This window comes from Klebsiella sp. 141198 (assembly GCF_050600785.1).
GTDB lineage: Bacteria > Pseudomonadota > Gammaproteobacteria > Enterobacterales > Enterobacteriaceae > Klebsiella > Klebsiella aerogenes.
In genome coordinates this window covers 1-20593 of the sequence record NZ_JAQIRM010000005.1, presented here as the reverse complement: position 1 = coordinate 20593, position 20593 = coordinate 1, and the positions used below count along the sequence as shown (strand labels likewise).

At 57.5% G+C, this 20593-nt stretch carries 20 protein-coding genes; 17 read left to right on the top strand and 3 right to left on the bottom strand.

What is annotated here, in order from left to right:
- Positions 1-381 precede the first annotated feature (381 nt).
- The 14 genes from PGR10_RS17845 (at position 382) to trpS (ending at position 12516) form a co-directional block, all read left to right on the top strand.
- The gene (locus PGR10_RS17845; protein ID WP_012542984.1) at positions 382-660 is read left to right on the top strand and encodes a BMC domain-containing protein; all 279 of its coding nucleotides are present in this window, start codon (positions 382-384) and stop codon (positions 658-660) included.
- A gap of 17 nt (positions 661-677) precedes the next feature.
- Positions 678-962 (top strand): BMC domain-containing protein, encoded by a 285-nt coding sequence (locus tag PGR10_RS17840; RefSeq protein WP_002442227.1) that lies wholly within the window; start codon positions 678-680, stop codon positions 960-962.
- A 12-nt stretch (positions 963-974) separates the two neighbouring features.
- Positions 975-1253: a BMC domain-containing protein gene (locus PGR10_RS17835; RefSeq protein ID WP_004146125.1), complete on the top strand. Its 279-nt coding sequence runs from the start codon at positions 975-977 to the stop codon at positions 1251-1253.
- 53 nt (positions 1254-1306) lie between these two features.
- A complete protein-coding gene (locus tag PGR10_RS17830; RefSeq protein WP_042896103.1) occupies positions 1307-2908 on the top strand; it encodes an acetaldehyde dehydrogenase (acetylating) in 1602 nt (533 codons plus the stop codon).
- Between the two features lie 24 nt (positions 2909-2932).
- Positions 2933-3190, top strand: a complete 258-nt coding sequence (locus tag PGR10_RS17825; protein WP_015368471.1) for a EutN/CcmL family microcompartment protein — start codon at positions 2933-2935, stop codon at positions 3188-3190.
- Positions 3191-3207: 17 nt separating this feature from the next.
- Positions 3208-4362 (top strand): 1-propanol dehydrogenase PduQ, encoded by a 1155-nt coding sequence (locus tag PGR10_RS17820; protein ID WP_430923877.1) that lies wholly within the window; start codon positions 3208-3210, stop codon positions 4360-4362.
- A 25-nt stretch (positions 4363-4387) separates the two neighbouring features.
- Complete coding sequence (gene cutC, locus PGR10_RS17815; protein WP_430923876.1) at positions 4388-7774, top strand: choline trimethylamine-lyase; 3387 nt, start codon at positions 4388-4390, stop codon at positions 7772-7774.
- An 85-nt stretch (positions 7775-7859) separates the two neighbouring features.
- Entirely contained in the window at positions 7860-8807 is a 948-nt protein-coding gene (gene cutD, locus PGR10_RS17810; RefSeq protein WP_430923875.1) for a choline TMA-lyase-activating enzyme, read from the top strand.
- Between the two features lie 12 nt (positions 8808-8819).
- Positions 8820-9218 (top strand): BMC domain-containing protein, encoded by a 399-nt coding sequence (locus tag PGR10_RS17805; RefSeq protein ID WP_316425116.1) that lies wholly within the window; start codon positions 8820-8822, stop codon positions 9216-9218.
- A complete protein-coding gene (locus tag PGR10_RS17800; RefSeq protein WP_015368476.1) occupies positions 9215-9835 on the top strand; it encodes a phosphate propanoyltransferase in 621 nt (206 codons plus the stop codon). The genes PGR10_RS17805 and PGR10_RS17800 overlap by 4 nt, the downstream gene beginning before the upstream one ends.
- Before the next feature lie 12 nt (positions 9836-9847).
- Positions 9848-10516, top strand: a complete 669-nt coding sequence (locus tag PGR10_RS17795) for a hypothetical protein (protein ID WP_430923874.1) — start codon at positions 9848-9850, stop codon at positions 10514-10516.
- A 31-nt stretch (positions 10517-10547) separates the two neighbouring features.
- Positions 10548-10961, top strand: a complete 414-nt coding sequence (locus tag PGR10_RS17790) for a DMT family transporter (RefSeq protein WP_087859652.1) — start codon at positions 10548-10550, stop codon at positions 10959-10961.
- Positions 10962-10978: 17 nt separating this feature from the next.
- Positions 10979-11308, top strand: a complete 330-nt coding sequence (locus tag PGR10_RS17785; RefSeq protein ID WP_004204123.1) for a DMT family transporter — start codon at positions 10979-10981, stop codon at positions 11306-11308.
- A gap of 200 nt (positions 11309-11508) precedes the next feature.
- Positions 11509-12516, top strand: coding sequence for a tryptophan--tRNA ligase (trpS, locus tag PGR10_RS17780; RefSeq protein WP_430923873.1), 1008 nt, complete (start codon positions 11509-11511; stop codon positions 12514-12516).
- 46 nt (positions 12517-12562) lie between these two features.
- Here trpS and PGR10_RS17775 read toward each other — a convergent pair whose 3' ends face one another.
- Positions 12563-13957, bottom strand: coding sequence for a diguanylate cyclase (locus tag PGR10_RS17775; RefSeq protein ID WP_430923871.1), 1395 nt, complete (start codon positions 13955-13957; stop codon positions 12563-12565).
- Positions 13958-14328: 371 nt separating this feature from the next.
- Between PGR10_RS17775 and PGR10_RS17770 the strand changes: the two genes are divergently transcribed.
- From PGR10_RS17770 to PGR10_RS17760, 3 genes are read left to right on the top strand one after another with little or no spacing between them, the layout of a single operon-like run.
- Positions 14329-15393: an HlyD family secretion protein gene (locus PGR10_RS17770; RefSeq protein WP_087859654.1), complete on the top strand. Its 1065-nt coding sequence runs from the start codon at positions 14329-14331 to the stop codon at positions 15391-15393.
- Entirely contained in the window at positions 15390-18149 is a 2760-nt protein-coding gene (rbbA, locus tag PGR10_RS17765) for a ribosome-associated ATPase/putative transporter RbbA (protein ID WP_430923870.1), read from the top strand. The genes PGR10_RS17770 and rbbA overlap by 4 nt, the downstream gene beginning before the upstream one ends.
- Positions 18149-19273 carry an ABC transporter permease gene (locus PGR10_RS17760; RefSeq protein ID WP_430923964.1) on the top strand — a complete coding sequence of 375 codons (1125 nt, stop codon included), beginning with the start codon at positions 18149-18151 and terminating at the stop codon, positions 19271-19273. The genes rbbA and PGR10_RS17760 overlap by 1 nt, the downstream gene beginning before the upstream one ends.
- A gap of 22 nt (positions 19274-19295) precedes the next feature.
- On the opposite strand, the gene PGR10_RS17755 is transcribed toward PGR10_RS17760, so the two are convergent.
- Both PGR10_RS17755 and PGR10_RS17750 read right to left on the bottom strand, forming a co-directional pair.
- Positions 19296-19613, bottom strand: coding sequence for a hypothetical protein (locus tag PGR10_RS17755; protein WP_020079735.1), 318 nt, complete (start codon positions 19611-19613; stop codon positions 19296-19298).
- Between the two features lie 324 nt (positions 19614-19937).
- Positions 19938-20213 carry a DUF2574 family protein gene (locus tag PGR10_RS17750; RefSeq protein WP_020079736.1) on the bottom strand — a complete coding sequence of 92 codons (276 nt, stop codon included), beginning with the start codon at positions 20211-20213 and terminating at the stop codon, positions 19938-19940.
- Positions 20214-20593 lie beyond the last annotated feature (380 nt).

Genomic DNA, 20593 nt, shown 5'->3' with positions numbered 1-20593 from the left:
TTCCACGATGCTAAAAGCGCACGTTTTGCATTTAGCTTCGACGCCAAAACATGAGCATACCCACAATTATCACATGGCTATATTACCGCCTGCTGGCAAGTAATTAGCATCTTATTAACATTCACCTCTCTCCGATAAATAGCCTAAAAAAGCGCCATATCATCATAAAAATCAACACGCACAAAACAGAACGAACAGATAAATAGAAGCCTAAATAAGGCTAAATCACAGAGTAAAAACCTAAAATATTCATCTCCACGGATTTAAATTTCACTTCTTTCCCCATTCCCTATAGTGAACCCCGAACGCCGCTTCCGCGTGTTGATGCCGTTACGCGGACGGTTTTCCCGAATAACAAAACCTGTTCTGGAGGAAATCACGATGGGTGATGCATTGGGGCTTATCGAAACCAAAGGTCTGGTGGCCTGTATTGAAGCAGCGGACGCGATGTGTAAAGCCGCCAACGTCGAACTGATCGGCTATGAAAACGTCGGCTCTGGCCTGGTCACCGTGATGGTGAAAGGCGACGTCGGCGCGGTGAAAGCGGCGGTGGATTCCGGTGTGGAATCCGCGCAGCGCATCGGCGAAGTGGTGACTTCGCTGGTCATCGCACGTCCGCATAACGACATCAACAAAATCGTCATTAAACACAAGGCCTGAAGGCCAGGAGAACGCAAATGGGTGATGCATTAGGTCTGATTGAAACCAAAGGTCTGGTGGCCTGCATTGAAGCGGCGGATGCGATGTGTAAAGCCGCCAACGTCGAACTTATCGGCTATGAAAACGTCGGCTCCGGCCTGGTCACCGCGATGGTGAAAGGCGACGTCGGCGCGGTGAAAGCGGCGGTGGATTCCGGCGTGGAATCGGCGCAGCGCATCGGCGAAGTGGTGACCTCGCTGGTTATCGCCCGTCCGCATAACGACATCAACAAAATCGTCTCGCATTACAAGATTGCGGACTAACGGAGAATCCTGATGAAAGAAGCGCTTGGTCTTATCGAAACCAAAGGTCTGGTGGCCTGCATTGAAGCCGCGGACGCGATGTGTAAAGCCGCCAACGTCGAGCTTATCGGCTATGAAAACGTCGGTTCCGGCCTCGTCACCGCAATGGTGAAAGGCGACGTCGGCGCGGTCAACGCGGCGGTCGACTCCGGCGTGGAAGCGGCGAAACGCATTGGCGAAGTCGTCAGTTCTCGCGTCATTGCGCGTCCACATAACGACATCGAAAAAATCGCGGCGCAGCACAAAGCATGACCTGACAGGGCGCGCCCCGTCTCCACTCTTTTCGTCTGATGAAGGATAGACTCATGATTGAACTGGATAACGATTTGCAATCCCGGCAGAACGCGCGGGAACTGGTGCGCAACGCCAAAAAGGCGCAGGCGATTCTGGCCACCTTTTCGCAACAGCAAATCGACGCCATCGTGAAAAACGTGGCCCAGGAAGCAGCGCACCACGCCGAAGCGCTGGCGAAAATGGCCGCGGAAGAGACCGGTTTTGGCAACTGGCAGGACAAAGTGCTGAAAAACCGTTTCGCCTCGCTGCGCGTCTACGACGCCATCAAAGATATGAAGACCGTTGGCATCATTCATGACGACCCGGTAAAAAAAGTGATGGACGTGGGCGTGCCGCTCGGCGTGATTTGCGCGCTGGTCCCCTCAACTAACCCAACTTCTACAGTTATCTACAAAGCGCTGATCGCCCTCAAGGCCGGCAACGCCATTATCTTCTCCCCGCATCCGGGCGCGCGTCAGTGCAGTTGGAAGGCGATTGAAATCGTCAAACGCGCGGCAGAAGCGGCCGGCGCCCCGGCAGGCAGCGTTGACGGCATCACCCAGTTAACGCTCGAAGCCACCTCCGAACTGATGCACAGCAAAGACGTGTCGCTGATCCTCGCCACCGGCGGCGAAGGCATGGTGCGGGCGGCCTACGCTTCCGGCACCCCGACCATCAGCGGCGGCCCGGGTAACGGCCCGGCGTTTATCGAACGCAGCGCCGATATCCACCACGCGGTGAAAGATATCGTCACCAGTAAAACCTTCGATAATGGCGTGATCTGCGCCTCTGAGCAGTCGATTATCGTCGAACGCTGCATTTACGACGAGGTTCACCGCGAGCTGGAAGCGCAGGGCGTCTACTTCATGAATGAAGATGAGGCGGCGAAAATGGCGGCGCTGCTGCTGCGCCCGAACGGCACCATCAACCCGAAAGTGGTCGGCAAAACCGCGCTATACCTCAGCCAGATGGCGGGATTCTGCGTACCGGCCAGCACTAAAGTGCTGATCGCCGAGCAAACCACCGTATCGCCGAAAAACCCCTACTCGCGCGAAAAACTGTGCCCGGTACTCGGCCTGTACGTGGAAGAAGACTGGAAAGCCGCCTGCCACCGCGTGGTGGAGCTGCTGACCAACGAAGGACTCGGCCATACGCTGGTGATCCACACCCGTAATCAGGACGTCATCCGCCAGTTCAGCCTCGAAAAACCGGTCAACCGCATTCTGATTAATACTCCGGCGGCGCTCGGCGGGATCGGCGCGACCACCAACATCTCTCCGGCGCTGACTCTCGGCTGCGGCGCGGTCGGCGGCGGCTCCAGCTCCGACAACGTCGGCCCGATGAACCTGCTCAATATCCGCAAAGTCGGCTATGGCGTGCGTTCGATTGACGAGCTGCGCGCGCCGGGCAGCCGCCCTGAACCCCAGCCGACCATCGTTACTCCGGCGAGCGATCCGCAGCGCAGCATTCTTGATGACGTGCGTTTCAACGCCCCGGCCAGCGCCGCGCCAGCGCGCACTGCAGGCAACGATGACCGTTTCGCCAGCGCAGGCGCCGCCAGCATGGAAGGTGAAATCAACGAACAAAACGTGGAACGCGTTATTCGCCAGGTGCTGGAGCGCCTCGCTAAGTAACGCACTGATATAAGGCGATAAACGATGATTCTCGCAAAGGTAACCGGCCATGTCGTCGCCACGCAAAAATGCGATGAGCTACGCGGCAGCAACCTGCTGTTGATCACCCGCTTAGATGACAAACAGCAGCCGATGAAAGACCAGACCTGGGTTGCCGTCGATAACGTCGGCGCCGGCATGCACGACATCGTGCTGGCGGAAGAGTACTTCGCGCTCAATAAAGACCGCTACAAAGCGATGTCGGTGGTCGCCATTGTCGAGAACGTGTTTCGGGACGCCTAACAGGAGTGAGTAGCCCAATGAGTGAATTTTTACTGAAACCGCGGATTTGCTTCGGTCAGGACGCCCTCTCGGTGCTGAACGAACTTTCCGCCCGCAGCGTGCTGCTGGTGACCGATAAAGCGATGGTGAAGTTTGGTCTCGCCGAGCGCGTCACCGCCCTGTTGCGCCAGCGCGGGATCGCCTGGCAGATGTGGGACGACGTAGTGGCGGATCCGGATATCGCCACCGTGGTGCGCGGCATGAAGCTGATGGATAACCACTATCCAGATCTGGTTATCGCGCTCGGCGGCGGTTCGGTAATCGATGCCGCCAAAGCGGTTATTTTCTCCCTGGCGCAAACCCGTCCGCAGACTGACCGCCCGCGTCCATGCTTTGTCGCTATCCCAACCACCAGCGGTACCGGCTCGGAAGTCACCGCCTTTTCGGTGGTGAAAGCCAACGCGGAGAAGCTGGTGCTGGTGGATGCGTCGCTGCTGCCGGATATCGCCATTCTTGACCCGGCGCTGGTGGCTTCGGTGCCGCCGGCCATTACCGCCGACACCGGCATGGACGTACTGTGTCACGCTCTGGAAGCCTACGTCTCCCGCGCCGCCAGCGACTTTTCCGACGCGTTGGCGGAGAAAGTGGTGCAGCAGGTATTTTGCTATCTGCCGACCTGCTGGCGCAGCGGCGACAACCTGCAGGCGCGTGAAAAGATGCATAACGCCTCCTGCATGGCGGGGATGGCCTTCACCAACGCCTCGCTTGGGATAACCCACAGCCTGGCCCACGCCCTCGGCGGCGTCTTCCGCGTGCCACATGGCCGCGCCAACGCCCTGTTGATGGCGCAAGTCGTCGCCTGGAACGCCGATTTCAACGGCCAGTGCGACACCCTTGCAGCAACGAAATATGCCCGTCTGGCGCATCTGCTGGATCTGCCAGCCGCCTCGCCGCGCCAGGGCGTCGCCAGCCTGCTGGTCGCCATTCAGGCTTTAAAAGAAGAGATGAGCATGCCCTCCGGCATTAGCGACACCGGCATTGAGGCGGCTGAATTCGAACGCCGTTTGCCGGAGATGGTCGGCCAGGCGCTGCGCGACAGCTGTACCCCAACCAACCCACGCGCGCCGGACGCTAACGCGTTAACCGAGCTTTATCGCCGGGCCTGGTCCGGTCATCCCGTACAGGGCCACTGATAACAAGATTTGGAGAACCTTACCCATGGCACACTACAGCTTAACGCCGCGCGTCAAAGTGCTGGCAGACCGTTTACGCTCACAGGCAAGCAGCCTGTGCACCGAGCACGCCGCGATCCTCAGCGCGCTGGATAGCGATATCGCAGGCATTCCCGCCGCCGTCAAACCGGCTCGCCGTTTCTATGAACTGATGCGCCAGCTGCCGCTGACCATTAGCGCCGACGAACTGATCGTCGGTAACCAGACCCGTAAACCGCACGGGGCGATTTTCCATGATGAAAGCGCCGCGCATCGGCCATCCGTATTCCAGTTCCTCAACCTCAACAGCGATCTCGATTCACCGGACTACAACCTGGTCGTCGAAAAAGGCGTGCTGGCGATTAAGCACCAGTTGGAAGAGAAAACCCGCGCCCTCGGTAGCGCAGTTAGCCGCAGCGGTATGGATGAAGTCAACGGCTGCCGCGCCGCCATCTACGCCTGCGAGGCCCTGCTCGCGCTGGCGCAAAATCTGGCCAACAGCGCCGAGCAGCTGGCAGCCGCAGAAACCAATACTTATCGCAAAGCCGAGCTGCTCGATAGCGCGGCCATTCTGCACCACGTTCCGGCCCATCCGGCGCGTAATTTCAAAGAAGCCTGCCAGGCGTTCTATCTGTTCCAGCTGGCGCTACAGCTGGATAACGGCAGCTATGCGGTTAACCCGCAAGGGGCGGATAAAGCGCTGCTGCCTTACTTCCAGCGCGATATCAACAGCGGCGCGCTGAATAACCAGCAGGCCTATGAAATCGTGGAGTGCCTGTGGTTCAAGCTGGCGGAACTGAGCGAAGTCCGCGCCGCCTGCGCCATTGACGGCTATCCGATGCTCGACGCCATGCTGCACGGCGCCTCTTTTGACAACGCCGAAGTGAACGAACTCTCGGCGATGTTTATCAGCGCCCAGCGCAACCTCAGCGCGCTGAATCTGCCGGTGCGTCTGTTTAGCGGCGCACAACAGGTCAGCCACGCGCCGTTCGCGGCCTGCGCCGACACGCCGGCGATAGAAGGCTTAACCCCGCGTATGCAGCGCCTGCGTAACCACTACCTGACGGTACGCCCGAGCGTCTCTATCTATCGCGCGCTGGCCTTTACCGAAGTGGTCAAAGCCAACCCTGGCATGCCGACCATTTTGCTGCGCGCCAAAGCTTTCCGCCACGCCTGCGAAACCGCGCCGATTCTGATTCAGGACGATGAGCTGATCGTCGGCCATCCGTGCGGCAAGCCGCGCGCGGGCGCCTTCTCGCCGGATATCGCCTGGCGCTGGGTACGGGATGAGCTCGACACCATGAGCACCCGCCCGCAGGATCCGTTTGAAATCAGCGAAGCGGATAAAAAAACCATTCGCGAAGAGATCGTGCCGTTCTGGGAAGGCCGTTCGCTGGATGAGATTTGCGAAGCGCAATACCGTGAGGCCGGCGTCTGGGCCTTCAGCGGCGAGACCTTCGTCAGCGACCTCTCCTATCACCAGATTAACGGCGGCGGCGATACCTGTCCGGGCTACGACGTGCTGCTGTTCACCAAAGGGATGAACGGCATTAAAGCCGATGCCGAGGCGCATCTGGCCAGCCTGAGCATGGAAAACCCGGAAGATATCGACCGTATCTACTACTACAAAGCGGCGATTGAAACCTGTGAAGGGGTGGTCAACTACGCCCGCCGCATCGCCGCCCACGCCCGCGAACTGGCGGCTAAAGAGCAAAACGCCCAGCGCCGCGCCGAGTTGCTGACCATCGCCGACGTCAACGAAAACGTGCCGGCCAATCCGCCGAAGACCTTGCAGGAAGCGCTGCAGAGTATCTGGACCGTCGAATCACTGTTTGAAATCGAAGAGAACCAGACCGGGCTGTCACTGGGGCGCGTCGACCAGTACTGCTATCCGATGTTCGAAGCCGATATCCGCGAAGGCCGCCTGACCCACGAGACCGCGCTGGAGCTGCTGCAGGCGTTCATCATCAAATGCGCTGAACTGATGTGGATGTCGAGTGAGCTGGGAGCGAAATATTTCGCGGGTTATCAGCCGTTTATCAACCTCACCGTTGGCGGCCAGAAACGTAGCGGCGGCGATGCCTGTAACGATCTGACTTATCTGATTATGGACGCCGTGCGCTTCGTGAAGGTTTACCAGCCGTCGCTGGCCTGCCGTATCCACAACCAGTCGCCGCAGAAATACATGGAAAAAATCGTCGACGTGGTGAAAGCGGGAATGGGCTTCCCGGCCTGCCACTTCGATGACTCCCACATCAAGATGATGCTGCGCAAAGGCTTCGATTTTGAAGACGCCCGCGATTACTGCCTGATGGGCTGCGTTGAGCCGCAGAAATCCGGGCGCATCTATCAGTGGACCTCCACCGGCTACACCCAGTGGCCTATCGCGATTGAATTCGTGCTCAACCGCGGGCGGATGGTGCTGTTCGATAGCTATCAGGGGCTGGACACCGGCGACCTGCGCGACCTGCACACTTTCGACGAATTCGACGCGGCGGTAAAACAGCAGATCGCCCATATCGTGCGCCTGTCGGCCATCGGCACCGTCATTAGCCAGCGCGTCCATCGCGATGTGGCGCCGAAGCCGCTGATGTCGCTACTGGTCGAAGGCTGCATGGAGAGCGGCAAAGATGTCGCCGCCGGCGGCGCGATGGTCAACCACGGTCCGGGGCTGATTTTCTCCGGTCTGGCGACCTACGTCGACTCGATGGCGGCGATCCGCAAGCTGGTGTTCGAAGAGAAGAAATACACCCTTGAGCAGATCCGCGATGCGCTGCTGGCCAACTTTGAAGGTTACGAAGCGCTGCGCCGCGACTGCCTGAACGCGCCGAAATACGGTAACGACGATAACTACGTCGACCAGTACGCGCTGGATATTACCGAATGGACCGAGAAAGAGTGCCGTAAATACAAAATGCTCTACTCGACCCTGAGCCACGGCACCCTGTCTATCTCCAACAACACGCCAATCGGCGAGCTGACCAACGCCACGCCTAACGGCCGCCTGGCGTGGATGCCGCTCTCCGACGGCATCAGCCCGACTCAGGGCGCGGATAAACAAGGCCCGACGGCGATTATCAAGTCGGTCAGCAAGATGAACGTGGAAACCATGAACATCGGCATGGTGCACAACTTCAAGTTCCTCAAAGGGCTGCTGGATACCCCGGAAGGTCGCCACGGCTTGATTACCTTGCTGCGTACCGCCTCGATTCTCGGCAACGGCCAGATGCAGTTCAGCTACGTCGATAACGAAGTACTGAAGAAGGCGCAGCAGGAGCCGGAGAAATACCGCGACCTGATCGTTCGCGTCGCCGGCTACAGCGCCTACTTCGTTGAGCTGTGCAAAGAGGTCCAGGACGAGATCATCAGTCGTACGGTGATTGAGAAGTTCTAGTTCTCTTAATGGGAATTATTTGAGCTGTATTTGAGAAACAACCGGAAGTTCTCCGTCCCGTAACGGGACGGAGCGGGAGGCAAGCGTGATCGCAAAACAAGAATTAACGGGCCGAATTTTCAATATCCAGAAATATTCGATCTATGACGGCGATGGCATTCGCACGCTGGTGTTTTTTAAGGGCTGCAACATTCGCTGCCCGTGGTGCGCCAACCCGGAAGGGCTGAGCAGTCAGTTCCAGGTGATGTTCTCGCACGACAAATGCATTAACTGCGGCGACTGCGTCAGCGTCTGTCCGGCGGGTATTCATTATCGGGCGGAAGAAAACGGCGAAATGAAGCACTTCGTCGACCGCAATAAAGACTGCATTGGCTGTCGCAAATGCGAAGAGATTTGCCCCCAGAACGCGCTGGACATTATGGGCAAGGACGTCACCGTTAGCGAGCTGATGGAGATCATCATGCAGGACTACGACTTTTATATCTCCTCCGGCGGCGGTGTCACCATCGGCGGCGGCGAGATGAGCCTGCAGACCGATTTTGCCGTCGCCTTATTCAGCGAATGCAAAAAAATGATGATTAACACCGCCGTCGAAACCCAGGGTACCACCCCGCTTGCCAACTACCAGAAGCTGGCGCCTGTCACCGACACCTTCTTATTCGACATAAAGCAGATTAACAGCGAACACCACAAGGCGATGCTCGGCATCGGTAACGAAGGGATCCGCCGCAATCTCGAATGGCTGGTGGATTCCGGCGCCAACGTCATTGTGCGTATGCCGCTCATTCGCGGCTACAACGACTCATTCGACGCCATTACCGGCGCCATTGATTACGTACAGAAGCTGGCGAAGCGTGGAAATATCCGCCGCATCGACATGCTGCCGTACCACCAGTTGGGACGCAAAAAGTACGAACGCCTGGATATGCCCTACCCAATTACCCAGGACCCGTCTTATTCACCGGACGAACTGGACCGGCTGGAAACCTTCTTCCAGCAATTTGATTTTGATATTCGCTTAGTCCGCCATTAACAGGAGCCGACCATGAAAAGTTTAGGCGTAATTGAAACGCGAGGATGGGTCGCCGCCATTCAGGCCGTCGACGCCGCCTGTAAAGCTGCGGGAGTGACCTGCATTGGCTATCGCAAACCAGGCTCCGGGCTGGTAAGCGTCTGCTTTGAAGGGGAGATCAGCGCCATCCACACCGCCATTGAACGCGGCGTGGCGGTGGCTGGCGCCGAGCACACCGTGAGGTCGTTGGTGATCGCCCGCCCGGAGCGCTGCGTGGTTGAAGCGTTAAGCAACCTCAAAGGCAACCCGCCGCGCGAGCAAAAAACGGCCGAACCGGTGGTTATCCCCGCCCCGGAACCTATCGCCCCCCCTGCCGCCCCGAACGAAACGGAAGATAAACATCCGGCGCTGAAGAAAGGGAAGAAGTCATGATCGACACCCTGGTTCGCGAAAAAATCGCCGCCCGCCTGAGCGCAACGGCGCCGGCGATCCCAGTGGGGATCTCCAACCGCCACGTCCATCTCGCGCAACAGGACGTCGAGGCGTTGTTCGGTAAAGGTTACAGCCTGACGCCGTTTAAACCGCTGCGCCAGCCGGGGCAGTTCGCCGCCCAGGAGTGCGTGACCGTTGTCGGGCCGAAGGGCTCGCTGACCAACGTCCGTGTCCTCGGGCCGACCCGCCCGGTTTCGCAACTGGAAGTGTCGCGCGCCGACTGCTTCACGCTGGGGATTAAGGCGCCAGTTCGTGAGTCCGGCCAGCTGGAGAATGCCGGTAGCGCGCTGCTGATTGGGCCCGCTGGCCACGTTGAACTCCATTCACAGGTGATCTGCGCCTGGCGGCATATTCATATGTCGCCGCAGGACGCACGCCGACTCAACGTTAGCAATGGCCAGAAGGTCAGCGTGCGCAGCAACGGCGAGCGCCAGCTGACTTTCGATGAAGTGGTGGTGCGGGTGCGCGATGACTTCGCGCTGGAGTTTCACATTGACACCGAAGAAGCCAATGCCGCCGGGTTGAAAAACGGCGCGCAGGTGACGCTCATCGGCTAACGGAGGCTCGCCATGACCGACGAACAGATTGAAGGTTTAGTTGCGCGTGTTTTGCAGCGCCTGCGCCCGCCGGTACTGGTGATGGTGACCGCCGCTGATGGCTATCGCGCGGCTATCCGCCAACGCCTGGCGGGAAGCGGCTATCCGCTACGCCTCGCGCTGGAGGATGGCCTCGCTGACGCCGCCGCGTGGCGGGAGGTCGGCGAGATAATTCCCTCTTCGGCCTGGCAGGATGCCCTTCCGTCAGCGCCGTGGCGGGCGGTACTGCTGCCGTTTCTCGATTATCCGCTGGCTGCAGACCTGCTGAACGGCACGCTCAGCAGCCCGCTCGCCCGCTGCGCGCATGAGGCGCTGCTGAAGGGTATTCCCGTGCTGGCGCTGCGCTATCACTGCGATCCGCTCAGCGAACTCAACCAACTGTGCGGCGCTCAGGCCGACAGCGCCTATGCCGGGCATCTGCAGGCCACGCTGGCTCGTCTGGAAGCCTGCGGCGTCTTCCTCGGCACCATGAATGAGCTGCTGGCGACGCTGGACGCGCCCACCGCGCCTGCCGCCGCCAGCGGCGAACCGCGCCGTTATCTCACCGTCACAGACGTGGTGAATAATCCGGCGCTGGCGGCGGCCCCGCACGCGCAGCTGACCGATGCGGCCATTGATTATTTAAAAAACAGAAAGATATGACCTTACCCAACTATGAACCTGGAGCTTAACGATGTCTTCGAAAACAAAATGCTGGTTATGGATGCTGCTGGTTATCCTCTCCGAAACCTCAGCAACCTCGACGTTAAAAATGTTCGGTAGCAGCGAAGGCAGCACAAAAATGCTGCTGCTCGGCCTGCTGATTGTCCTCTACTGCACCTGCTATTACTCGCTCTCAAGGGCGGTGAAAGATATCCCGGTAGGCCTGGCGTACGCCACCTGGTCCGGTACCGGCATCCTGGTGGTCTCGACGCTGGGAATGGCCTTCTACGGCCAGCACCCGGATACCGCCGCCATCATCGGCATGGCGGTCATCGCCAGCGGCATCGTTATCATGAACCTGTTCTCGAAAATGGGTTCTGAAGAGAGCGAAGAAGCCGCGCCCGCCGCGCCAATCGCGTCTATGGATAAGAAAATCGCCAACTAACAGGAAAGGAATACCCTATGTTTAATCTCGGATTTTTATGGCTGGCGCTGTCTATCGGCTCCGAAATCACTGGCACCTCGATGATCAAAAAAACCAACGGCTTCAGCAAGCTGGCGCCTTCAGTGCTGGTGGTCTGCGCCTACGGCCTGTGCTACTTCGCCCTCACCCGCGCGATGAGCACCATTCCGGTGGGCGTAGCCTACTCGCTGTGGTGCGGCTTCGGTATCGTCGGCGTCACCATCTGCTCCATGATCCTCTATAAACAGAAGCCGGACCTGGCGGCCATTATCGCCATGGCGCTGATTATCTCCGGCGGCGTGATCATGAACGTCTTCTCGACCATGTAATACAAGGCGGGTTTACCCCGCCGTGATTTCGTGGCAGGATAAAAAGATGAACAGAAACGTTATCGTTACCTACCCCCGTCGTTGGTGGCTGCCTGCATAACAGGCGGCACGATACACGTTTCCATTTTCAAAGCCGCCGGAAGGCGGCTTTGTTATTTTCAGGACGTCTTTCGGCTGAACAGTCTGATAAGGAGTCCCTGATGAACCATCCACAAACCATTCTCACCGGCGACCGCCCGACCGGCCAACTACATCTTGGCCACTACGTCGGCTCGCTGCGCCAGCGCGTCGCGCTGCAACACGACCACCAGCAGTTTATCCTGATCGCCGACCTGCAAGGGCTCACCGATAACGGCAGCAACCCGCAAAAAATCAGCCACCATATCCTCGAAGTCATGGCCGATTATCTGGCCGTCGGCATCGACCCCAGGCTCACCACTATTTGCCTGCAGTCCGCTCTGCCCGCGCTGGCTGAGCTCAGCGCGCTGTATATGAATATCGTCACCGTCGCTCGCGTGGAACGTAATCCGACGGTAAAAAATGAGATTGCCCAGAAGGGATTCGCCCGCTCGCTGCCGGTTGGCTTTCTCGCCTATCCGATTAGCCAAGCCGCCGATATCACCGCCTTCAAGGCCGAGCTGGTGCCGGTGGGCGACGATCAGCTACCGATGATTGAGCAGACCAACGAAATCGTCCACAAAATGAATAGCCTCACCGGCGAACCGGTGCTCCACCACTGCAAAGCGCTACTCAGCGAAGTGAGCCGCCTGCCGGGCGTCGACGGTAATGCCAAAATGTCGAAATCGCTGGGCAATACGCTGACGTTATCAGCCAGTGAAGAGGAGATTCACCGCGCGGTCAGCGCGATGTATACCGACCCGACACACCTGAGAGTCTGCGATCCGGGGCATGTCGACGGCAACGTGGTGTTCACCTATCTCGACGCTTTCCATAGCGATAAGGCGCGGGTTGCTGAGATGAAAGCCCACTATCAGCGCGGCGGGCTGGGCGATCGCCAGTGTAAGAATGAACTGGAAACCTGTTTGCAGGAGCTACTGGCGCCGATCCGTGAACGCCGGGCCACTTACAGTCAGGATAAAGGAATGCTACTGGAATTGTTGCGCCAGGGCAGCGAACGCGCCCACCAGCTCACGCAGCAGACGCTGCATGAAGTGAAGCGCGGGCTGGGGCTGCCGGTACTGTTCTGAGCTTCAGAGCCCTGCCCCGGTCGCGCTACGTTTACCGGGGCTCGTTTTACACCCTGCCTTTATGCATCTTCACGCAGTTGCGCCCCTCGCGTTTGGCGGCGTACAGCGCATTATCGGCATCGCGCAACAGCAGGTTGTAATCGGGATGGCCGGAGTGCACGGCATAGCCAATGCTGGCGGTGATCGGGATCTGCGTATCGCCGCCAACGTTAAACGCCAATTGGCTAATTTTCTTCCGCAGGCGGTCGAGGATGGTAAACGCTTCTGACAAGCCGGTCTCCACCAGCACCAGCAGAAACTCTTCCCCGCCGTAGCGGAAGATATAGTCGCTGGAACGGATATTATCACTGAGCAGTTCCGCGACATGTTTAATCGCCCGGTCGCCGACCATATGACCCCAGTTATCGTTAATGCCTTTGAAATGATCGATGTCGACGATCGCCACCGTCATCGGCAACTCATGCTCCATCGCCAGCGTCACTTCATGCTTCAGCACCACCGGCAAATAGCGGCGGTTAAGCAGGCTGGTTAACGCATCTTTGCCATTTTGCATCTGCGACAGGCTGCTAAAAATTACGCCCAGTTGGCTGCCTATTTGCTGGCAATGAATATGGATTCCCTGAATCAGGTTTTGTGTATTTTTATAATCCATGGCAGGGGCTGATGCCCGCCATCCTATTAATAAGTCGTCGACCTGCGAAATTAATGCGGCGATTTCGTCCATCTGGCTATTTTTGTTAAAATAGCGCACGCACTTATGGCGGAACCATAGGCCAAATTCCGACTCAGATAATAACGTAGCGTTAGTATGTGCTTTATTTTCGCTAACAATATTAAAAATCGCCGTATTTTCCCAACCGGAAAGCGCCGCCTGCTGTTTGCCATATTCCATCGGGACATTGTCCATCAAACTATACAGGCGATAAGCCTCTTCGTTTTTGGTCGCCCGATAGTGCGATAAGGTATAGGCGTGGCACATCATCTCAACGGCCATATTAATCGCCATAATAGCGTAATAAATGGCATCGACGGCAATCTGGCGGTCGCTAACGTGGCTGCGGATATACTCGATAAGCCCGGCCTTAATCTGCCGGGCGCCGCGCAGAACCGCCTCCGCCGGGATGCCGATCCGCGCGTGGATGCTGCCAATCTGATATTGCCGTTCCGCCAACGCCGGCAACTGCGCTTTATCGCTGGTCAGGATCTCCTTCACCCATAGCGCCAGCGAGCGGCTCAGACGCTCCTGAACTAAATCATAAGTCAGGTGGCGGGCAATATCCGGATCCTGAAAAATAAAATCATAAAACCGGGCCGCTAACGCTTCCGATTGCTCCTCTGCGATATTTTTAAGTACCTCCTTAACGGCTGGCGTCAGGCTGTCATACAGAGGTAGCCACTCCTTAAAAATAACAGAGATATATTTTTTGCTTTCATCGTTCATGAATAAAGCGCTCGCCGGGCGTTAGTCTATTTCGGGGTTGCCGATCATACATGAGTTGCCGCAGGTCAACCAGACGAAGAAAATCATAGGGATAGCGTAGTTCTCAGCCATTACAGTGAGGGGCTCGCAATTCCATAGTTTATATATGGACTTTGGCGCAACCGATGTTAGTATCCAGATTATAAATATGCGTGTTTCATTTAAGGCCAGGATTGCTGATGATGACCACTCTAAAAGCACATCTTCCCCACCGGTTGGCAACGTAACAGGATTTTGCGCCGGACGGCCTTATCTCCTCTTTTTTTATCGTCCCGCCGGGCGAAATAGCGAAACGCGCACCACTCAGCAATATGGAACAGAGCGAGTCGCGTATGGACAAGAACAAACGACGTTGGACCGGGTATATCGTAGTTGCAGCGGTAATCATCGCCGCAGCATGGTGGATGTTGCGCCCGGCCGGGCTACCGCCGGGCTTCGCCGCCAGTAATGGCCGCATCGAGGCGACGGAAGTCGATATCGCCACCAAAATTGCCGGGCGTATCGAGACGATTCTGGTCAAAGAGGGGCAGTTCGTTCATAAAGGCGATGTGCTGGCGCGGATGGATACGCGGGTACTTAACGAGCAGCGCCTCGAAGCCGCCGCGCAAATCAAAGAAGCGCAAAGCGCGGTTGCCGCCGCCAACGCGTTACTCGACCAGCGGCAGAGCGAAATGCGCGCCACCGAAGCGGTGGTGAAGCAACGCCAGGCGGAGCTAGACTCCACCGCTAAACGCCACGTCCGTTCCAGCACCCTTTCACAGCGTGGCGCCGTCTCCGCTCAGCAGCTGGATGACGATCGCGCGGCCGCTGAAAGCGCCCGCGCGGCGCTGGAATCGGCGAAAGCGCAGGTCTCTGCCGCCCGCGCCGCCATTGAAGCCGCCCGTACCAGCATCATTCAGGCCAAAACCCGCGTTGAAGCCGCCGAAGCCACCGAGCGGCGGATCCTCGCCGATATCGACGATAGCCAGCTGAAAGCGCCGCGCGACGGCCGCATCCAGTATCGCGTTGCCGAACCGGGCGAAGTGCTGGCCGCCGGGGGGCGGATATTGAACATGGTCGACCTGGCTGACGTCTATATGACCTTCTTCCTGCCAACGGAACAGGCGGGTCTCCTGGCGCTCGGCAGTGAAGCGCGCTTGATCCTGGATGCCGCGCCAGATCTAGTGATCCCAGCAAATATCAGCTTTGTCGCCAGCGTCGCGCAATTCACGCCGAAAACGGTAGAAACCAGCGACGAGCGGCTCAAGCTGATGTTCCGCGTCAAGGCGCGCATTCCGCCAGAGCTGCTGGAGCAGCATCTGGAATATGTCAAAACCGGCCTGCCTGGGATGGCCTGGGTACGACTGGATAAGCAGAAAAGCTGGCCTGAAGCGCTGACGGTGAGGTTGCCGCAATGAAACTGACGCCGCAGGATACTTCGCCCCCCGTCGCCCTGCTGGAAAACGTTGGCCAGCAGTTTGGCGCTACCATCGCGTTGCGCGATATCAACCTGGCGATTCCGGCGCGGCGTATGGTTGGCCTGATTGGCCCGGACGGGGTCGGTAAATCAAGCCTGCTCTCGCTTATCGCCGGGGCGCGGGCCATCGCGCAGGGTAACGTGATGGTGCTCGGCGGCGATATGCGCGACGTTCGTCACCGCCAGCAGGTATGCCCGAAAATCGCCTGGATGCCGCAGGGCCTGGGGAAAAACCTCTACCATACGCTATCGGTCTATGAAAACGTCGACTTCTTCGCTCGCCTGTTTGGTCACGATAAAGCCGAGCGTGAACTTCGTATCAACGAACTGCTGCAGAGCACCGGGCTGGCGCCGTTTCGCGATCGCCCCGCCGGTAAACTCTCCGGTGGAATGAAACAAAAACTTGGGCTGTGCTGTGCGCTGATCCACGACCCGCAGCTACTCATCCTTGATGAACCGACTACCGGCGTCGACCCGCTCTCCCGCGCGCAGTTCTGGGATCTAATCGACAGCATTCGCCAGCGTCAGCCGGAAATGAGCGTGCTGGTCGCCACCGCCTACATGGAAGAGGCTGAGCGCTTCGACTGGCTGGTGGCGATGAACGCCGGCGAGATTCTGGCGACCGGTAGCGCGGCGGCGCTCAAAAAACAGACCGGTAGCCAGACACTGGAACAGGCATTTATCGCCCTGCTGCCGGAAGCGCAGCGCCTGGCGCATAAAGACGTGGTCATCCCGCCGCGCGACAGCAGTGAGGAAGAGATCGCTATTGAAGCGCGCGGCCTGACCATGCGCTTCGGCAACTTTGTCGCCGTCGACCACGTTAACTTTCGTATCGCCCGTGGCGAAATTTTTGGCTTCCTCGGCTCTAACGGCTGCGGCAAATCCACCACCATGAAGATGCTAACCGGCCTGTTGCCCGCCAGCGAAGGCGAGGCCTGGCTGTTTGGCCAACCGGTCGATCCGAAAGATATCGCCACCCGACAGCGAGTGGGTTATATGTCGCAGGCCTTCTCGCTCTATAGCGAACTGAGCGTACGGCAAAACCTGGAGCTGCACGCCCGCTTGTTTCACATTCCGGACCAAGAAATAGCTGGCCGGGTCGCAGAAATGAGCAAACGCTTTATGCTGACCGAGGCTGAAGACGCGCTTCCCGCTGACTTACCGCTGGGGATCCGCCAGCGTCTGTCATTAGCGGTAGCGGTAATCCATCGCCCGGAGATGCTGATCCTCGATGAACCCACCTCCGGCGTTGACCCGGTGGCACGCGACATGTTCTGGCAGCTGATGGTCGACCTGGCGCGGCAGGATCGCGTCACCATCTTCATTTCTACCCACTTTATGAATGAGGCGGAACGCTGCGATCGCATCTCGCTGATGCACGCCGGCAAGGTACTGGCCAGCGATACGCCGCAGGCGCTGGTTGAGCAACGTGGCTCCGCCAGCCTCGAAGAGGCGTTTATCGCCTGGCTGCAGGAAGCGGCGGATGCCGCGCAACCGACCGTTTCTGTCTCTACAACGCCCGCGCCGCCTGCTGTCGCATCACAGCAGAAGAATGCGTCCCCACGCCAGTCATTCAGCCTGCGTCGCCTGTTTAGCTATAGCCGCCGCGAAGCGCTGGAATTGCGCCGCGATCCGGTGCGATCGACGCTGGCGCTGCTGGGAACGGTGATCCTGATGTTTATCATGGGGTATGGGATCAGCATGGACGTTGAGGATCTGCGCTTTGCCGTCCTCGACCGCGATCAAACGATCAGCAGCCAGAACTGGTCGCAGAATATCGCGGGCTCACGCTACTTTATCGAGCAGGCGCCACTGCAGAGTTATGACGAATTGGATCGTCGAATGCGTAACGGCGAGCTGGCGGTGGCAATAGAAATCCCGCCAAACTTTGGCCGCGATATCGCTCGCGGTACGCCGGTGCAGATTGGCGTGTGGGTGGACGGCGCAATGCCGAATCGCGCGGAAACGGTGCGCGGATACGTGCAGGCGATGCATCTGGCCTGGCTGCAGGAGATGGCCGGGCGGCAAAGTAGCCCGAATCGTGAGACCTCGCTCATTTCCATCGAGACCCGCTATCGCTATAACCCGGACGTGAAAAGCCTGCCGGCCATCGTCCCGGCGGTGATCCCGCTGCTGCTGATGATGATCCCGGCGATGCTCAGCGCGCTGAGCGTAGTGCGTGAAAAAGAGCTCGGTTCGATCATCAACCTGTACGTGACGCCGACCACCCGCAGCGAATTCTTGCTCGGCAAACAGTTGCCTTACATCGTGTTGGGGATGTTTAACTTCTTTCTACTGTGCGCTTTATCGGTCTTCGTATTTGGCGTCGCGCATAAGGGGAGTTTCCTGACCCTCTCCCTGGCGGCGCTGCTGTATGTCACCATCGCCACCGGGCTGGGTTTGCTGATTTCGACATTTATGAAGAGCCAAATCGCCGCTATTTTCGGTACCGCGATTATTACGCTGATTCCGGCCACCCAATTCTCCGGGATGATCGATCCGGTGGCATCTCTGGAAGGGCCAGGTCGCTGGATCGGGCAAATCTACCCGACCAGCCATTTCCTGACCATCGCCCGCGGCACCTTCTCCAAGGCGCTGAATATTAGCGATTTGTGGGTTTCGTTCATTCCGCTATTGATTGCGGTGCCGCTGGTGCTCGGGCTGAGCGTGTTGCTGTTGAAGAAACAGGAGGGATGATGCGCGGATTACGCAATATCTATAACCTCGGCATCAAAGAGCTGCGCAGCCTGCTCGGCGATAAAGCGATGCTGGCGCTGATCGTGTTTGCTTTTACCGTGTCGGTTTACTCCTCGGCCACGGTAATGCCCGGCTCACTGCACCTGGCGCCTATCGCCATTGCCGATATGGATAAATCACAGCTCTCATCGCGGATCATTAACGGCTTTTATCGGCCGTGGTTTTTAACGCCGGAGTTGATCAGCGCCGATGAAATGGATGCCGGGCTGGATGCGGGACGATACACATTCGCCATCAATATTCCGCCAAACTTCCAGCGCGATGTGCTGGCCGGTCGCCAGCCGGAAGTGCAGGTCAACGTCGACGCCACGCGAATGAGCCAGGCCTTTACCGGCAACGGCTATATCCAGAATATTATCAGCGGTGAAGTGAACAGCTTTGTCGCCCGCTATCGCGACAATAGTGCGCTGCCTGTAGAGCTGGCGGTGAGGATGCGCTTTAACCCTAACCTTGAGCAAGAGCGCTTCGGCGCGGTGATGGCGATTATTAACAACATCACCATGCTGGCAATTGTCCTCACCGGCTCGGCGCTTATCCGCGAGCGAGAGCACGGCACCATTGAGCACCTGCTGGTGATGCCGGTAACGCCGTTTGAGATAATGATGGCAAAAATCTGGTCGATGGGGCTAGTGGTACTGGTTGTCTCCGGGCTGTCGCTACTGCTGATGGTGCAGGGAATTTTGCAGGTACCGATTGAGGGGTCGATTCCGCTGTTTATGCTGGGAGTTGCGCTCAGCCTGTTCGCCACCACCTCCATTGGCATTTTTATGGGCACGCTCGCCCGTTCTATGCCGCAACTGGGGCTACTGATGATCCTGGTGCTGCTGCCGCTGCAGATGCTCTCCGGTGGATCCACGCCACGGGAGAGTATGCCGCAGCTGGTTCAGGACATTATGTTGACCATGCCGACCACCCATTTCGTCAGCCTCGCGCAGGCGATACTTTACCGTGGCGCCAACTTTGCCATCGTCTGGCCGCAGTTTTTAATCTTGTTCGCTATCGGCAGCGCTTTCTTTACCATTGCGCTGCTGCGTTTTCGCAAGACAATTGGTGAGATGGCATAAAACCTGGAGCTGCGCCGATGGCTTATTTTTGACGATTCATAAAGCGGCGCAGACCCCAGGTGAAGGCCATCGCCATACTGAAAAGAATGAATAACAGCACAATCCAGCTGATAGAAATGCGCAGCAACGTGCCGGGCGTCATAAATGGCTGAAGATAAACGGTGAAAGAGTGGGCAGGCGATTTCCCCAGCAGTTGATAGGCGCTATCGGTAAGCCACACGCCAACCCGGCAAAACAGCCAGATAATCGCCGGCCAGCAGAGCAGAACCAGAAAGGTAAAGCGCTCCTGAATGTAAGTAACGATCTGGCGCAACGGCGGCCAGTTAAGCAGGATTTTCATTTATATTCTCATATTGCCAGCCGATGACCTGCAACATTCATCGCAAGGCACTTCGGGCAGCATCCATACAGGCAATCTACCCTATTTGTATATCAAATTTACCGTCACTTAAACCAGATCAAGTTAACAAAGTGTTAATGATGTCTCTCATTAACGCCAAAAGAGTGGATAACACCTGTCGATCGTGGAAATAAGTGGGGAGAGAAGTATTAAGCGGTGGGAATAAATTTTCAAGTCTACAAGTGGCTGATTTTTATAGCTGATAGCAGCGCGCCATTATTTCGCCGCTGGGCAATATAATGGCGCGGAAATATAAGTGGGTGATTAATCGTAGCTGCTGATAATTATTTTCCTGTTCGCATCATTCGGTAAATTCACCGTTTGGGTAACCACCCCATGAGAAGGGACTGCCATATTTTGCGTGTTAATGAGGTAAGTATTTTGCCCACAACGCTGTTGAGCCTTTTCGTTAATGATATTGGTGCTGCAGGTAGGTGTCGCCACACGCCCGGAGATCGTTAATGTAGCGGTATCAGCAGCGAATGCAGGCAAGCTCAATCCATAAGCTAATGTCAGAATCCCAATTAGCGGTTTTTTCATTGAATTTATAACCAGTTAACAGGATGAGAAATAAGCGATTTGCTTTCTATTTTTCTCCCTCAGGAGAAGTGATGCGTTGATGTCATCACGCAGGAAAGATAATCCATATAATTAATAAGGACAATTATACTGAGAGCTATTAGTGCGATAGGTATTACTGATGTTAACGAACCAGGCGGCCGGGTCGGGTATTTTCCCGGAGGCGGTGCTGCGCACCTTTTCCGGGCTACGGGGTCTGTAGCCCCGGTAAGCGCAGCGCCACCGGGGAGATGGCGGCGCGTCTGGCCGCAAAACACAAAAACAAAAGGCCCAGTCTTCCGACTGAGCCTTTCGTTTTATTTGATGCCTGGCAGTTCCCTACTCTCACATGGGGAGACCCC

What these genes read in the sequence shown, in the direction of transcription:
- PGR10_RS17840 (WP_002442227.1), top strand. Translation starts at nt 678, where the DNA reads ATGGGTGATGCATTAGGTCTGATTGAAACCAAAGGTCTGGTGGCCTGC.
- PGR10_RS17785 (WP_004204123.1), top strand. Translation starts at nt 10,979, where the DNA reads ATGTTTAATCTCGGATTTTTATGGCTGGCGCTGTCTATCGGCTCCGAA.
- PGR10_RS17820 (WP_430923877.1), top strand. Translation starts at nt 3,208, where the DNA reads ATGAGTGAATTTTTACTGAAACCGCGGATTTGCTTCGGTCAGGACGCC.
- PGR10_RS17795 (WP_430923874.1), top strand. Translation starts at nt 9,848, where the DNA reads ATGACCGACGAACAGATTGAAGGTTTAGTTGCGCGTGTTTTGCAGCGC.
- PGR10_RS17770 (WP_087859654.1), top strand. Translation starts at nt 14,329, where the DNA reads ATGGACAAGAACAAACGACGTTGGACCGGGTATATCGTAGTTGCAGCG.
- cutC (WP_430923876.1), top strand. Translation starts at nt 4,388, where the DNA reads ATGGCACACTACAGCTTAACGCCGCGCGTCAAAGTGCTGGCAGACCGT.
- PGR10_RS17775 (WP_430923871.1), bottom strand. Translation starts at nt 13,957, where the DNA reads ATGAACGATGAAAGCAAAAAATATATCTCTGTTATTTTTAAGGAGTGG.
- PGR10_RS17835 (WP_004146125.1), top strand. Translation starts at nt 975, where the DNA reads ATGAAAGAAGCGCTTGGTCTTATCGAAACCAAAGGTCTGGTGGCCTGC.
- PGR10_RS17755 (WP_020079735.1), bottom strand. Translation starts at nt 19,613, where the DNA reads ATGAAAATCCTGCTTAACTGGCCGCCGTTGCGCCAGATCGTTACTTAC.
- PGR10_RS17830 (WP_042896103.1), top strand. Translation starts at nt 1,307, where the DNA reads ATGATTGAACTGGATAACGATTTGCAATCCCGGCAGAACGCGCGGGAA.
- rbbA (WP_430923870.1), top strand. Translation starts at nt 15,390, where the DNA reads ATGAAACTGACGCCGCAGGATACTTCGCCCCCCGTCGCCCTGCTGGAA.
- PGR10_RS17760 (WP_430923964.1), top strand. Translation starts at nt 18,149, where the DNA reads ATGCGCGGATTACGCAATATCTATAACCTCGGCATCAAAGAGCTGCGC.
- PGR10_RS17845 (WP_012542984.1), top strand. Translation starts at nt 382, where the DNA reads ATGGGTGATGCATTGGGGCTTATCGAAACCAAAGGTCTGGTGGCCTGT.
- PGR10_RS17805 (WP_316425116.1), top strand. Translation starts at nt 8,820, where the DNA reads ATGAAAAGTTTAGGCGTAATTGAAACGCGAGGATGGGTCGCCGCCATT.
- PGR10_RS17825 (WP_015368471.1), top strand. Translation starts at nt 2,933, where the DNA reads ATGATTCTCGCAAAGGTAACCGGCCATGTCGTCGCCACGCAAAAATGC.
- PGR10_RS17790 (WP_087859652.1), top strand. Translation starts at nt 10,548, where the DNA reads ATGTCTTCGAAAACAAAATGCTGGTTATGGATGCTGCTGGTTATCCTC.
- trpS (WP_430923873.1), top strand. Translation starts at nt 11,509, where the DNA reads ATGAACCATCCACAAACCATTCTCACCGGCGACCGCCCGACCGGCCAA.
- PGR10_RS17750 (WP_020079736.1), bottom strand. Translation starts at nt 20,213, where the DNA reads ATGAAAAAACCGCTAATTGGGATTCTGACATTAGCTTATGGATTGAGC.
- PGR10_RS17800 (WP_015368476.1), top strand. Translation starts at nt 9,215, where the DNA reads ATGATCGACACCCTGGTTCGCGAAAAAATCGCCGCCCGCCTGAGCGCA.